We start from the raw sequence: 13,606 nt of genomic DNA, 5'->3' as shown, positions 1-13,606 counted from the left end.
CGATTTGGGAGCGGATCCATGTACTTCTATGGGCTGGAAGCTGCGGCGGTCGCGGGCACGAGGGGTCCTGAGTGGCTAGATTTCGGGGTGCTAAGCATGCTTGTCCTTGAATTTGGAAAGAAAGTAGAGGAAGAGCAAACTCAATGCCGCCCGCCAGCGTGAAGGGCTCAAGTAGCGGATTTTTTCGTAAGCTTCGCCCATCAGCACCGGCACCTCGAGCGCAAAGAGCACCACGGTTTCCCGGAAAAAGCCAAGCACGTAGTTGAGCAGGGCGGGGATGCCCCGTTTGATCATCAATGGAACGAGCACACGCTGCCATGTAACATACGACCTCACATTGGGAGCCATACAGGCGAGTCGCGCAGTCGGACGGGATCGTGGTCAAGCTGCCTCGTAGACTTCCGAGCAGTACGCGGCGTAGGATTCCCAAGAGACCGATGCCGATGGGCAATTGACGGAATAGTAATTCCCACCCGCGGTAGCACATAGAACGTAAAATAAAGCAGCACAAGCGTCGGCACACCTCAGAAGAGTTCGAGCCAAAACGCACGAAGCTGCGACCGAGCCTAGTACTCACACTCTCCAGGATTATCAGCAGCAATCACCCCGTTAGCGTAATCGCCGAGCTCGCAAGCGTCACCAGAACGGTGCACCTCCCCCCCTCCATGAGGTTCGGCAGGATCTTCAGGACAAAGCTCCAGTCCCACGTCATTGGGCGGCTCCCGCAGCGGCATCCGCGCGGAGTACGAGCTGAACCAACGCGCGGGTCTCGCGACGCACGGTTCAGCGGCAGCACCTGCTCAAGCGCGTTGAATGCAGCACCGCAAAGAACGGTCAGGATCCAATAACGGGCGGCCAGGAGACAAAAGACAGTGACGGTATCGTACGTTCGCCCACGAATGTGGTTCGCCACATAGACCACATCTTGTACACCAATAAAGCTCACGACCGTGCTCCTCGCCAGACTGTCGAAAGTGGGCACGATCTGCGAGAGCGCCTGTGGCAGGGCCACCTTGGTGAAACTCTGCACTTTGCGCAGCCCAAGTGCGTGGCACGCATCGATTTGCCCACGATGCACGCCTCGATGCCGCCACGGACGATCTCGGCGCCGTAGACGGCTCCATTGAGCGCCAGCACGAGAAACGCCGCAAGCGGCTCGGACGCGGCATCCCCGGCAGCAGCAGCCCCCCAGAACAAAAGAACCAGAGCCGAGGGAGCGCGAATGAGTTCGATGAAGAGCATCGAAGGCACTCGTATCGCCGGAATCTCGGAAAGCCTCAGCGCGCCGAGGACGATGCACGCCGAGACAAACGGTGACCCACAAGTCCGGCACGAGTACAGGCCTAGTAGTCCAAAACCGCCCTCCCCGGACTTGCTCTTTATTCGCAGGTTGGAACAACGTCGCTGGCCCAGTGGATCCTGGAGAGGACCTCCCAGTTGGCGACTCCATACTTCTCAGCGTACAGCTCCTTCATCGCGCCATTGCTGCGGAGCGCGTCGTCGAATGCGTCGCGGAAGCCTATGCCTTCCTTGCGGAATGCCACGCCATAGGCATCCACAGGCGATTGTTTATCGACTACCACATCGAGGCTCCAGTGCTCTGGACTAGTGATAGTGAACTAACCGACCGCAAGCGCGCTCGCGCGACTGCCCGAGATCGTCGCAACGTCAGCCTGAACGTCAGGGACGCGCACGACTTATGAGTCTCGCGCCAACGTAGCCGAACTGCCGGGCTTGCAATCCCGGATCATGGCATCGCATTGGGTCAGCCGCGTTTGCACACGCAACCTGGCGTTGAGATTGGAAAGTCAGTTCGTCGAGCACGAACGCCTTCAAGGTTCGGACGATTGGGCGGCATCGCGACGCGCAGACGCTGGCCGCCAGAGAGTTGCCGCTGATCGCGCTGTACCAGCGGCCACAGGCTGAGAATGTCGGAGGCACGATTCACGCGCTCCGCGATCAGCGATTTAGCCGCCTTGTTGAACTTGAGCTAGAAACCAGTATTGACCGCGACTATCATGTACGGCGACGGCGCGTAAATTCTGAAGTACCATCGCCACGTCGCACTCTCTCGATGGCAGCTTGTTACGAACCGATCGCCGATCGCGATCTCCCCACCCGAGATGTTCGCCGGCAATCATCCGATTGGTCGGCCTCACAGGTGGATGCGCTCGCCGTCGCGGATCTCGACGTCGATCGCAACAGTGCCGTAGGTTCCTTGCTGTCCCGGATGGAAGCTCCACACATTGCGTCCCCCCGGACAGGCGTCCTTTACCAACCTCTGCTTAATGAACTGTTCTCAGAAACATTGATGGTAACAGGCGAGCCGTGATGGCCGAAACGGTCGCAGCCGGTCCCATAGCTTGTCGCAATCGCAACAAGTGGCGCTGAAATTTCTGGACACCTGGTCCTCTCCAACTCGGGTTATCGGAGCCTTCCTTAAAAATTTGAGCACCGAACTCGCCTACTAACGGCGGCTGACATTGCAGAGCTTTGCCAAATATAATTGATTTCCGTCGGTTGAAAGGACCTCACCAATTTCGCTGAACCTGCAGAACCATTGTCAGGCCGCGCTGGTCTCTCAATTCATAAGCAGCACCGGGCTTGGCGATTCCTGGTTGCATCGGCAGCGCGGTGCTTCCGCTCGTATACTTCTGATCGAGCATGGTGTAGATCAGCTCGGCCGAGAAAGTCAGGTTCTTGACTGGTTTCCAAGCCGTGCGCGTGCCAACAACCGCGTAGCTGAAATCGGGATTACAGCCAGCAACGCCGTTCGACAGCGCGAGAGCTGTAACAAGCGCGCTGCAGATGTATCCCTTGGCTGTGCTATTGTACCGCACAGCAGCCCAGGCACCAAAGATCGTAGAGTACCAGTGAGGATCCCAGTTGTGAGTGTAGCCACCATTGAGGCCGTAGGTCGTCGTTAGCTCTTGGCCGGCTCCGGTGACCAACACGGAATCGGACACGCCGCCAATGCCGAGACTTTGGTAGGCCCGCGCCACGCTCGTACCACCGTACATCGCGTAGGTGACGGACACATAGTCATGGAAGTTGTAGCGGCTTGCACCGTTCGTATACACGCCGGAGAAGTTGATCGTGTCACCCGGGCCCGTCGGGATGTTCTTGATCGACAAGCCCAGCTGTCCAGCCCAGCCCCACTTATCACGCGGATGACCGGTTAACTCGGTGCTGCCATAGTACGCCGCATGGTTGTCGTGCGCGGCAGCCGACGCCTGGAATAGACCCCAAGGCTGATCAACGCGAAGCATGGCAATGAGATCAGGAGCTCGCGAACCTCCGATGTCGTTGGCACCGTACGCGCCGGTCGCGAGACCAGCAGCGGTCGCACCGCTCACATTCCAGATGTTTGTTGTGTCGTGGACGACCTGATCCTGGATCGAGAACGAAGCCGTGATGCCCTCACCGAAATCGGCTGTATAGGTAAACTGGTTCACGGGGTCCCAGCCGCCGCTGCCAGGCAATTCGAAGCCATTCGCTGGATATTCAGCCCAGGGCGTGGAGAATTGCGAGTTCGCCTTGCCTAACGTAAACCCAGCGAACTGAATGAAGGCGTACCATATACTGAGTGTACCACCCGCGACGGCGTCACCGGTGTACGTCGTTGCGCCGCCAGTACGACCCGCGCCGGCACCCGCGTAGCCACCCGAAGTCCACTGGAGCGCTGCTTCGAAGTAGGTCCGAGCTACGCCGTACTGGGTCGCGGTGCGCGTATCGATGGCAAGCTCCTCGCGAGAACGAGTAGTGCTGTAATAGTTACTGAGCCGGTTGCTGGCTCCGGCCACGCCGTTCAGGCCGCTTGGCGAGAGGCTTGTATACACGCGAAGATATCCGCCGAGTTTGAGGCAGGTATCGGTCCCCGGGATGTTGTAGAAACCAGCACCATACGGCGAGCAGATCTTCACGTATTCCAGCGGTTCCGCTTTAATGGTCTGATCGGCAGCATGGGCTCCAGCTGAGGCGATCAGCCCCGCCAGCGAACTGAGAAAAAGGCTCTTCCCCACCTTCACACCTCTGAGTTGTTTCACCTCAAAAGTGGCCGCTCCGCTCTTGAAGAGACTAACCACCTTGCGCCCTATCATTCGCGGCTTGCAGGACCTTCGTTCAAACGCCAACTGCATAGATTGAACCCACAACGTCGCGGTGCTGCCCAGTCCGCCCTGTCATTACGTTGACACGTTGCGTTCGTTATCGGTGCGCAAATCATGTACGGAAAGAACCAAAGTGGGGACGCCCGCAGCAAGTGTGCTCTAATCGCTTCATATGGGTACAAAACGCACTCAATATGACCACGAACGTCCGCTTCGTACGTTAAGTTAAGCGCTGTCAGAATGATGCTGACTCCCAACCCGGATATCGCACACGCAGGCTTTGCAAGCTGAGTATCTGCCACTAACTTTTTTATGCAGGAATGGTCAGATCCTCGGAGTTTTGTACGCCAAGTTGCGCGGGTGGTAGAGGGCCAGCGGTCCAGGATCGCGTCGGTCAACAGGCCGAGCTCGAAGACTTTGTAGCGAGATGCCCGTGGGCCTTCAGCGTCGCTGCGTCGACCGCGCCTGTCAAACGCCATCCGAAACTGCCCCTTTGCGTTATGAAGAACTGCCCCACCTTCGGGTTCATCATGTCTGTTGAAGGTTGCCCCCCGCTGCTGCCGGGACGGAGGGGAGCGGAGCCGACCGGAGGGCCGTCTGGGGCGGGCGCCTTGGTGAGGCCGCTCTTTAGCTTGGCGCGGAGCCGGTAGCTGTCGCCGCGGATGGTCAGCACGTGGTTGTGGTGCAAGAGCCGGTCGAGGGTCGCGGTGGCGACCACCGGATCGGCGAACACGGTGCCCCGTTCGGCAAAGCTGCGGTTCAACGCGATCTGCATGGCGCCGGTTTCCTAGAGCCGGCTGACCAGCTGGAAGAACAAATGCGCCGCGTCGGGCTCCAGCGTAGGTAGCCGAGTTCGTCGACGATGAGCAGCTTTGGCTTAGCAGTTTCTCGTCCTGGGGCCGCTCGCCATGCGCCTTGGCGAGACCAGCGACCAGCGTCGTTGCCGTGGCGAACTGCACCGTCTATCCGGCCAGGATCGCCTCTCGCCCGAGGGCGATCGACAGGTGCGTCTACCGAGGCCCGCCGGCGAGCAGCAGCACGTTCTCGCCGTTCTCGATCCAACGTGACGCGGCAAGGTCGCGGATCTGCTTCGGATCGATCGACGGCTGCGCCTCAAAGTCGAAGCCCGCCAGCTCCTTCATGGCCGGGAAGTGTTCGAGCTTCAGCGCCATCTCGATGCGGCGATGATCCTTGCGCGCGATTTCACGCTCGCACAGCAGGATCAGCGTCTCACGCGCCGATAGGTTCGCGCGCGCCGGCTTGTCAAGTAGGCTGTCCAGCTGGTCGCGGATGCCGGAGAGCTACAATCACGCCAACATGGCATCGACCGGATCGCTCGGTGCCTCGATAGCCGTCTTTGTGCGCGCCATCAGAAGTTCTCTCCGATCGCTGCTTCGTATTCGGCAAGAGGACGCAACAACGAGGGCAGTGGAGAAGGCGCTGTCAGTGTCGGTGTCGCCTTTGCCGGTCGGCAGACCGCGCCATTGCGACCGGCAACCCCGTCGAGGTGAGCGGAATCGACGATCCGCAGCGGGCGACCCGCCGATTGCTTGTGGACCGCAACCTCGCGCATGCCATGGCGGAGGCGTACCTCGCCGGCCGCAATCTCACCGCCACGCGCTCGCCGATCAGCCGCCACGGCACCGAGTAGCTGTTCTTGTCGATCTCGACGGCACAATCGTTGCCGACGACACGGGCCAGTTTGCGCAGCCATCCGAATGGCGGTTGCCCGCCAAACGGCTTCAACAGGTGTGCCTCGTCACGCGCAAACCGAGCCATCGGCGCCTAGCCGGTCGTGCCGTGGATCCGCACGTTCGCCACCTCACGCTCCCACTCGGCGAGATGCGCCTCGAATGCCTCCCAGCTCGCGAAGGAACGCTCCGCGCTCGCGTTCTTCTTCACGTAGCCGACGCCATTGCCCTTCATGCGCGCCCGACGGCGCGCGGGCGCGAGGCCGGAAGCCCCAGTGCTTCGCGAACGCCATGAGCTTGTCGTTAAACTGAACCGACCGGCTCACCGCGTCGTGGCGCACCACGAGCGCGCGTGGATTGTCCATCAGCACTTCCTCCGGCACGCCACCGAAGGTCGCAAATGCACTCTCGAACCCGGCGAACCAGTGCTCTTGCTTCTCGGCCCGGAATGCACGCACATGCAGCCGCCGCGAATGCCGCGAGCGTCGCCACGAACACGAATGCTTTGATCTTCACCCCGCCTGAGGAGATGTTGAAGATCACTCCTTGGACCGGCCATCCTCGGCCGGCTTCGCGGGAGAGCGCGAACAGCGCTTCGAGTTTAGCTTGTAACGCCGGCGAGAATTCGGCGTCGGTAACTTCGAATGCTGGCTTCTTAAGATGCGTCGCCGCGTTGTACCGGTATGTCGAGCGCGCCTAGTGGACTATTGATGTCCGAGACGAGCGCGGCCTGCGCCTCGGATCGCCCTCATCGCCATGGCGCCAGGACGCGCGCTCCGAGCTCCTCACGGCCGGCTGCAACACTTGCGGCGGGCGCCCCGCAATGAGTTCACGGGCTCCGGCCGGCCAGAACGGCCGCCGCGATGGCTAAACCGATGGCCCTTCCGCCGCCGATGATCAAAGCCGTTCGGCCTTGGACCGATAGCATCTTACCGGCATCGCATTGCTTCACTATTTCTGCTTGCCTGCCCATCAGTGGGGGGGCGACCGTGGGGTTCCGTATAACAATGGGAAGTTGTGCTTGAAGCGATCCTGATATTGATACACCCGACTGTAAGCAGAATAATAAATCTTGGGATAGTTATACTCGTGCAACTGCTTGTATCCGGGCAGAATGTGAAGCGGCGACGGCGGTTCGCCGCGGAGGGCGGCTAGACACGCACGAAGCAGGCTGCGGCCGTATTCGAGGCCGAGGAAGGTCTCTCCGCTATACCAACCTGCCCATTTATTTCGCTCCTCGAGACGGAGTGATGTAAACAAAGCATCAATGGATACGAGCGCACGCTCGAGATGCTGAATCGCATCCGCATGGTCGCTTACCGCAAGGCGTTCGAGAGCACCGCAGTAGTAGTCGAGCATCTCATTCGCATGCACGTGGATTCGCAAAGCCGTCAACATATGGGATACATAGAAATCGCGGCGCTGTTCGGGGATTTTCGAGGCCAGCCCTTCGGCTTTGGCGAGCAAAGAGGGCAAATAACCCAGATTTGTGACCGCGAGTTGTCGATGTTTTTCCGCTTGCTCAACCGTCGCTGGGGATGGCGATCGTCCGCTCTCCATAAGGGGCAGAACCTGCTCACAAAGCTTATAGAGGTAGCGAAAGGGTGCTTGGTCACCCGCTGGCGCCGCGCCGTACTCTTTTAAATGCCCTATGTCGGTGGTTGAGGTAAGATTAACCGCCTCCGAAAGATTCAGTTTGGCTTGAAAACCTGGTATCGCGAAGTAATCCCGATAAAGGTTCGCAGCCCTGGGCGCCAGTTCCGGCCCAAACTGCCGGCGGACCCACTCCAACAGAAAGTTGTGATGATTAGTTTGATCAGGCTGCGAAAGGTAAGGACGAGCATCCCAGACCATTTTCATGGCGCACTCGGTGCTCAAGGGGACGGACCGAAGATTACCAGCGTTGATTAGAAAGAACTCCGTTGCGCCGGCGCGGATGAAGCGCCCCAACTCGTGATAAATGCGTTCAGGCGGAACGAATTCCGTCAGACGATTGCCCAGTGGGCCGGCCACCATTGTGTGATAGTAGATCCCATTTCCAGGACGGACTTTGCCAGCATCGCGCATAAAACCGGCCCCATTGTCAGGCCAGACGAGCGTCACACCGGCCGGAAGCTGGATAAAACCGTCCAAATACAATTTCGTGGCCTCGGACCACATATGACTGATGATGGGAGCGTTGGGCTGGACCTGGCGAATTAGCTCTACCTGCTTGGCGATGGCTCGCGTGATCAACGCGCCTCGAGCTTCAGGGGTTTCTAGTCCTGGGTCATCTACCCAGAACGGATAGTCGTATCTTCCCCGATAGCCAACAGTCCAGACGACCTCCTTGTCCTTAAGGGCAGCAATGCACTCCCTCCAATAACGCTCCATGATCTCCGGATGCCTCGAATAGGAGTATGGCACGTCCGCAGGCCAGCGGAGCACGTTCAGTCCGACCGGTACAAGATGTGTCGTGTTGCTCATCAAGCCCCGTCGCGAGATCAGCTCATAGCAGCGCTCGTCGGCAAAGGCGTAACATCCCGGCACTAGCAAATTGCCGCGTAGGCGCAATAAAGTCTCACAGATACGATCCAGCATCTCAAGGGAGAGCGGATTTTCGCCCAGGGGATCGGGGCTAAAGCCATTTAGTATATCCTCGCTATCGAGCCACAAGCCGCGATGTTTGAAGGTCGGGGAACCGAACTGCTGTAGAAGGTCTTCGCGCACCGGGATGCTCGTGCGAGGACTAGGCTCCTTGTCCGCCCAATACCACCACGGATCGACTTCGAGGACTTGCTCACTGAAGGCGTATGCGGCGTAGATAGCTCCGCGTAGATCGGCACCCACCGCCATAACCGCCTGGGGTCCGCCATCGATCCGCTGTACGCCCAGCGAGAAGCTCTCACGCCCCGGCAGCATGGATATTCGCGGCTTCGAGTCTGGGGACTGGAGCCCGAAGTAGATCGCCGGGCCGCCCCAATCTTCGGGAAGCGCGGCCAAGATCGGAGGTCTATGGCCGAATACTTTGTACCAATCGCGCGCGACGTCCGCGAGCGCACGCTGCAAGGGTTCCGGCTCCTTGCCCGAGATGATCCAGGGCGTGTCGGCAGTGAGGAATATTTCGTGCTTGGCTCCGCCCGCTTCACTGACTTTGTGAGCGTCAGCTGCATCGGCAGAGTTGGACAACGACATGGCCACCGCCTGACTCAGGCTCAATATGCTGGCTGCTTGCGCGCTCAACCGCAAAACGTCGCGCCGCCCCCACTGAGCGTCATTTTTCGCTGCTGCTTCTGTTTCTGGCACGATGTTGTTCTCCAGTGATTGACTGCGCCACGGTGCTGGACGATTGCGCTCCTTGTAACAGTAAGATGACAGAGCGCGTTCGTTATCGTTACGCAAGTTCTGTACGTGATGGACCAACGCCCGCCGCCGCTTAGCAAGCGTGCTTCAATAGCAACATAACGGTACGGTTCGTGCCGTATCCCGCGTGCTCAACGTTTGCCGGCCTCCTCAACTGGCGATTCGTTAACAGCCGGCCAAATGGCCCGTCTGGCGTGAGTCGACCCGACCTCTGCGCCGCTTCTCCGCTTCACCCGTTTGGTAGTGCTGGAAAATGCGCATTCCGACGAAGTCGATCGCGGATTCCGAGCCGGCCGTCTGTACCGATGGACGCCGGCTGAGATTTTCATGATTTCCGGCCGCGTGCCGAGGCGGGCTCTCGCGACGAGGCCGTCGTCAGGTCAGTTGGCGGCCTCGTCGTCAGGCGTCTGACGCTTAGTGGCGGCTTTGCGCAGGCTCTCGCTCTTGAAGGTAAGCTGTCGGCGTTGTTACGAAGCGATCGAGGATGGCGTCGGCAATGGTTGGGTTGCCGATGAGCTCATGCCAATGCTCGACCGGGAGGTGGCTTGTCACAACGGTTGAGCCCTGGCCATCACGATCCTCCATCATCTCCGGCAGGTCTCGTTGCTGCTCGGCCGTCATCGACGCCAGTCGTCAAGGATCAGGAGCTCGACGCGAGCCAGGGTCCTTAGGAGGCGAGCATGGCGGCCATCCCCCGCGCGAGGGCGAGCGCCTGAAAGAGCACGGAGCGGCTATCGCGCCAGGCCTTGTGGCCCAAGGCACAGGCAATCCAGCTCTTGCCGACGCCGGTCGGGCCCGCGATGCGCAGCATGCCAGAAATGCAATCGGCGCCTTCATCGAGGACGTGTACAATCGCCAACGGCTGCACTCGGCTCTGGCCTCCCGGCCGCCAGCCGAGTTCGAAGCAAATTTACCGCGATGCGGGGCTGCTGCGCAGTAGCCCCGCATCGCGGCCGTAACCCATCAATCCGCCCAGCCGCCCCACGCGCTCGGCTCCTGTCCCTGATCATCGTGTCTCACATCAGGGGTGCAGTTCATGCCAAGAAAGTCGCTGTCCCAGATTTCATTTCTAAAGCGCCACTACCCGATAAAGGCCTTGGTGAACCTGGGCACCTTGGAGATCAGCCGATCTCCGCGATCAGCTCGGGCCTTCAGACCAGATCGTAGTCCGTGGCAGCTAAAGTAAGGGCTCCTAGAGCGTTTCACATTTTGACTGAAGCATAACCGGCGTTGGCGAAGTAGTTGGCGCATTCGCGAGGTTGGATGTTTTGGACGAGGTGACCGATGTGGCGCCAAGTGTCCTCGATGGTGCGCTTCTGAGCATGCCGCATCCAGTGCTTGATCTTGGAGAAGGCCTGTTCGATCGGGTTGAGGTCTGGCGAGTATGGCGGCAGGTACCAGAGCCTGGCGCCAGCGGCCTGGATCATCTGCCTGACAGCTCTCGACTTGTGGCTTCAGTTGGCAGGAGAAGGTGCTTCACATAAGCGCGGAAGCATTCGCCGTTGATCGGGCCGTCGAAGACGCAGGGTGCCGTGAGTTGGTCATGGCGGAGTACGCCGAGGAATGTGAGGGTACGCCAGTGACCGTGCGGGGCGAAGCCGCGCAGGCGTGCTCCTGTGGGGCCCCAGCCCCGCAAAGGGGCCATGTTGGTCTTGATCCAGGTCTCATCGATGAAGACGAGCCGGCCCGGATCAAGTCCAGCCTGCCAGGATCGCCAACGCTGGCGCCTACGAGAGACGTCGGCGCGAGCCTGTTCGAGGGCGAACAGTGTTTTTTTTGAACCGCAGCCCTTCCCGGCGGAGGAACAACCAGACCGCGTTGTGTGAGACCTTGACCCCACGGGCTGCCAGTTCCGCCTTCAGACCATGCAGCGTCAGGTGCGGCGTCTGAGTGATCCGCTCGACGATGAAGGCGCGCGGATCAAGCACAGGCTTACGGTGACCGCCCATTTTGCCAGGCACAACCGAGCCGGTCGCCCGCTGCCGCTGTGACCACTTCACAACCGACGAGACCGCAACACCAAACCGTTCCGCCACAGACCGGCAGCTCTCGCCCGCCAAAACCGACGCCACCACACGCTCGCGAAGATCCAGGGAAAGAGGTTCTTCGGGTCATGCGATGCTGGCCTCCAATCCAGTCAGCATCTTGAATCACAATCCGTCAAAAACCGGAATCCCCTCCGATTCAATTAAGCAATGAAATGCTCTAGGGTACGATGACGCGCCACGGAGCTGTTCTCTTGCCTGGCGACGGTCTTGATCTCTTGATCCAGTCGAATGCCCTCTCAATCCGCTTTCCGAAGGGCGACTTGCGCGCTGTGATGGTGATTGAAGAAAAGTCGAACGACTAAGCATACGTCTATGACAGTTGTCCCGACGGGGGCTTGGCGCCCTTCGACGTTCGAGGAGAAGCAGCGGATTGTTGCCGAGATTGGTGTCGGTAATGGCGCGGCGCAACGGGTTGCCTGCGAGCCAATTGATCACGTCTTACCCGCGCCTCCAGATCCATGTAGCTAAACAAGCTGCTCCGTTTGATTGTCGCCGCCGCGCAGGCTTCATCTCCGAATCTCATCGGAGTCAATCAACCAGTGTTGCCGGTCGGCGGCGAGCGGTTCTTCAACGGACTGCTAAATCGTTATTGCTGCGACGGTTTGGTGACATTGACACGCGCTATACTGCACCGGCCGTCGACGCTGACGGGCACTTGGCCCTCGATGGCCACGCGATGAACGACCCGCCGCTGCTCGCCAAAATCATTAACCGCATAATGCATCGTGGCGCGGTTGTCCCAAATAGCCACATCGCCCCGCTTCCAGTTCCAGCGCACCGTGTTTTCTGGCTTGGTAATATGAGACTCAAATAGACTCACCAATCTATGGCCGTCATATTTCGGAATATCAACAAGGCGCGTCACATAAGAGCCAAGCACCAGCGTGCGCTCGCCAGTCTCGGGGTGGACACGGACTACGGGATGCTCGGTCTCGAACCTCTTTTTGGTACGGATTTCGTCGTAAAGCTTCTGATCGGCTTCACTGGGGCGGACAGTATTAGAGAAGTCGTAGGCGGTACTGTGAGCAGCCCAGAGGTCGTCGGCAAGCCGTTGGAGTGGCGGCGGCAGGTCGAGATATGCAGCCGCGGTGTTTGACCACACCGTGTCGCCACCGACGGGTGGGATCACAACACCTCGCAACACCGAGATTTTGGGATAGGCATCCATGCAGGATAGATCGATGTGCCAATTGTCAGCCCGGACACCTCCGTGTGCAGAATCAATCTCAAGGATAGACGTCGTTCCCTCGGCAGCACGCAGCAGCGGCGGCACAATCTTGCCCCAACGAAGAGCAAATCGCTCCTGCTCGGCGTCGTCGAGATGACTTTGGTCGCGGAAGAAGATTACTTTGTGCTCAAGCAGTAAGGCGTTGATCGCAGCAATGGTCTGGCCCGGCAAATCGCCGGACAGCTTGATGTTCCTGATTTCGGCGCCGATACGCGGTGCGCGCTTGACGACGTCGGTACGTGGAATGATGTTATCGATCGCACTCGTTTCACTCATGCTGTACTCTCTCCATGTTGCGATTCCTTCAGAGAAAAGCCATTGACCGCGACACACACGGGCGAATGCTCGATCCACAACCTGTGATAAACGCGCCTCTATTGCGAAGCCACGCGAGATCGAACAAAGACCAACCGGTTGATTAGCACCATTTTGCGTTCATCCCGCATGCGATCTCGTTCGTGATGTTGCCGATTCTCAGGCTACGCTTCGCGTTGCCGAGAGATCCCAGCAAGGGGCATGCCAATCGCGAGGGATCCCACCCACCGTTCCTTTACCCAAAGAGATGGCCGTACTCCAAGCGATAGGACAGCCTCGCGCTTGCAGCGTCAGCTGCGAGAGACCATTTTCTAAAACTATTTTCCGAGCAACGGCGTCGTGGGCCAGACAATTGTCGCGTATCCGACAGTTGGCATCAGAGACGGCTGATCTCACTATTGAAGTGTTGCGCACCAGCGTTGGACAAGTCGGTAGGCACACCCGTCGTCCTTCAGGAACAGCGCGAAGCTCACCCATCACTTCAAAATGTATTTAAAGGCCTCGGCTAGGCAATCTCCCTTCGGAAACTGGGCGAGTTATTCGCTCGTATAGATCTGAACATTCTCGATCATGGGTCGTCGGCTTGGCCACGGCCGACGTTCTGCGGCCTTCGAATCGGTTGTGGATTTCTGTGGCGGTAAAGACGCCCTTTTCTGGGCGCCCCTCGCGCTGGCTGAGCCGAATCTTGGCGCCTCGTCCCTAGATGGAGCCGCGTTCTGCGGTGGCACTGCGTCGGCAGAAGCTCGATGGAAACAAGAATGCCATCGGCGGATTTGGTCCACCGGGATAGCCTGCGAGCGGTGTTGCGCCGATCCATAGACGAAGTGATGCCCGCCTAGAGGCCGCGCTGCGAAGCCTGCTCCGAGCTACCCG

Annotated in this window: 8 protein-coding genes and 4 pseudogenes; 1 reads left to right on the top strand and 11 read right to left on the bottom strand. The window is 59.3% G+C overall.

Going from position 1 to position 13,606, the window contains the following annotated elements; all coding sequences use genetic code 11:
* Positions 1 to 90: 90 nt before the first annotated feature.
* The 5 genes and pseudogenes from GGD67_RS13960 to istB form a co-directional block, all read right to left on the bottom strand.
* On the bottom strand, positions 91 to 294 hold the full coding sequence (locus tag GGD67_RS13960) for a hypothetical protein (RefSeq protein WP_179733518.1): 204 nt from the start codon (positions 292 to 294) through the stop codon (positions 91 to 93).
* A gap of 307 nt (positions 295 to 601) precedes the next feature.
* Positions 602 to 1,030 (bottom strand): hypothetical protein, encoded by a 429-nt coding sequence (locus GGD67_RS13955; protein WP_179733517.1) that lies wholly within the window; start codon positions 1,028 to 1,030, stop codon positions 602 to 604.
* A gap of 349 nt (positions 1,031 to 1,379) precedes the next feature.
* Positions 1,380 to 1,583 (bottom strand): hypothetical protein, encoded by a 204-nt coding sequence (locus GGD67_RS13950; RefSeq protein WP_179733515.1) that lies wholly within the window; start codon positions 1,581 to 1,583, stop codon positions 1,380 to 1,382.
* Between the two features lie 948 nt (positions 1,584 to 2,531).
* Positions 2,532 to 4,028: a porin gene (locus GGD67_RS13945; protein WP_179733856.1), complete on the bottom strand. Its 1,497-nt coding sequence runs from the start codon at positions 4,026 to 4,028 to the stop codon at positions 2,532 to 2,534.
* A 631-nt stretch (positions 4,029 to 4,659) separates the two neighbouring features.
* Positions 4,660 to 5,416: pseudogene (istB, locus tag GGD67_RS39080) on the bottom strand (IS21-like element helper ATPase IstB); the annotation flags it as partial.
* A 200-nt stretch (positions 5,417 to 5,616) separates the two neighbouring features.
* On the opposite strand from istB, the gene GGD67_RS39320 reads away from it, so the two are divergent.
* Positions 5,617 to 5,760 carry a hypothetical protein gene (locus GGD67_RS39320; RefSeq protein WP_179733511.1) on the top strand — a complete coding sequence of 48 codons (144 nt, stop codon included), beginning with the start codon at positions 5,617 to 5,619 and terminating at the stop codon, positions 5,758 to 5,760.
* Between the two features lie 2 nt (positions 5,761 to 5,762).
* On the opposite strand, the pseudogene GGD67_RS40125 reads toward GGD67_RS39320, so the two are convergent.
* From GGD67_RS40125 to GGD67_RS13905, 6 genes and pseudogenes are all read right to left on the bottom strand, one after another.
* A pseudogene (locus GGD67_RS40125) lies at positions 5,763 to 5,888 on the bottom strand (hypothetical protein); the annotation flags it as partial.
* A 6-nt stretch (positions 5,889 to 5,894) separates the two neighbouring features.
* Entirely contained in the window at positions 5,895 to 6,035 is a 141-nt protein-coding gene (locus GGD67_RS39315) for a hypothetical protein (RefSeq protein WP_179733509.1), read from the bottom strand.
* A 737-nt stretch (positions 6,036 to 6,772) separates the two neighbouring features.
* The gene (locus GGD67_RS13920; protein ID WP_179733507.1) at positions 6,773 to 9,085 is read right to left on the bottom strand and encodes a glycosyl hydrolase 115 family protein; all 2,313 of its coding nucleotides are present in this window, start codon (positions 9,083 to 9,085) and stop codon (positions 6,773 to 6,775) included.
* Between the two features lie 525 nt (positions 9,086 to 9,610).
* Positions 9,611 to 9,950: pseudogene (locus GGD67_RS39310) on the bottom strand (ATP-binding protein); the annotation flags it as partial.
* A gap of 394 nt (positions 9,951 to 10,344) precedes the next feature.
* A pseudogene (locus GGD67_RS13910) lies at positions 10,345 to 11,235 on the bottom strand (IS630 family transposase).
* 541 nt (positions 11,236 to 11,776) lie between these two features.
* Complete coding sequence (locus GGD67_RS13905) at positions 11,777 to 12,694, bottom strand: TauD/TfdA family dioxygenase (protein ID WP_179733505.1); 918 nt, start codon at positions 12,692 to 12,694, stop codon at positions 11,777 to 11,779.
* Positions 12,695 to 13,606 lie beyond the last annotated feature (912 nt).

It is taken from the genome of Bradyrhizobium sp. IAR9 (assembly GCF_013408065.1).
Taxonomy (GTDB): domain Bacteria; phylum Pseudomonadota; class Alphaproteobacteria; order Rhizobiales; family Xanthobacteraceae; genus Bradyrhizobium.
This window is presented reverse-complemented; position numbering and strand designations above follow the sequence as displayed.

Bases quoted from the DNA above. Each gene is read 5' to 3' on its own strand.
- GGD67_RS13960 (WP_179733518.1), bottom strand. From the start codon at position 294: ATGATCAAACGGGGCATCCCCGCCCTGCTCAACTACGTGCTTGGCTTT.
- GGD67_RS39315 (WP_179733509.1), bottom strand. From the start codon at position 6,035: ATGAAGGGCAATGGCGTCGGCTACGTGAAGAAGAACGCGAGCGCGGAG.
- GGD67_RS13905 (WP_179733505.1), bottom strand. From the start codon at position 12,694: ATGAGTGAAACGAGTGCGATCGATAACATCATTCCACGTACCGACGTC.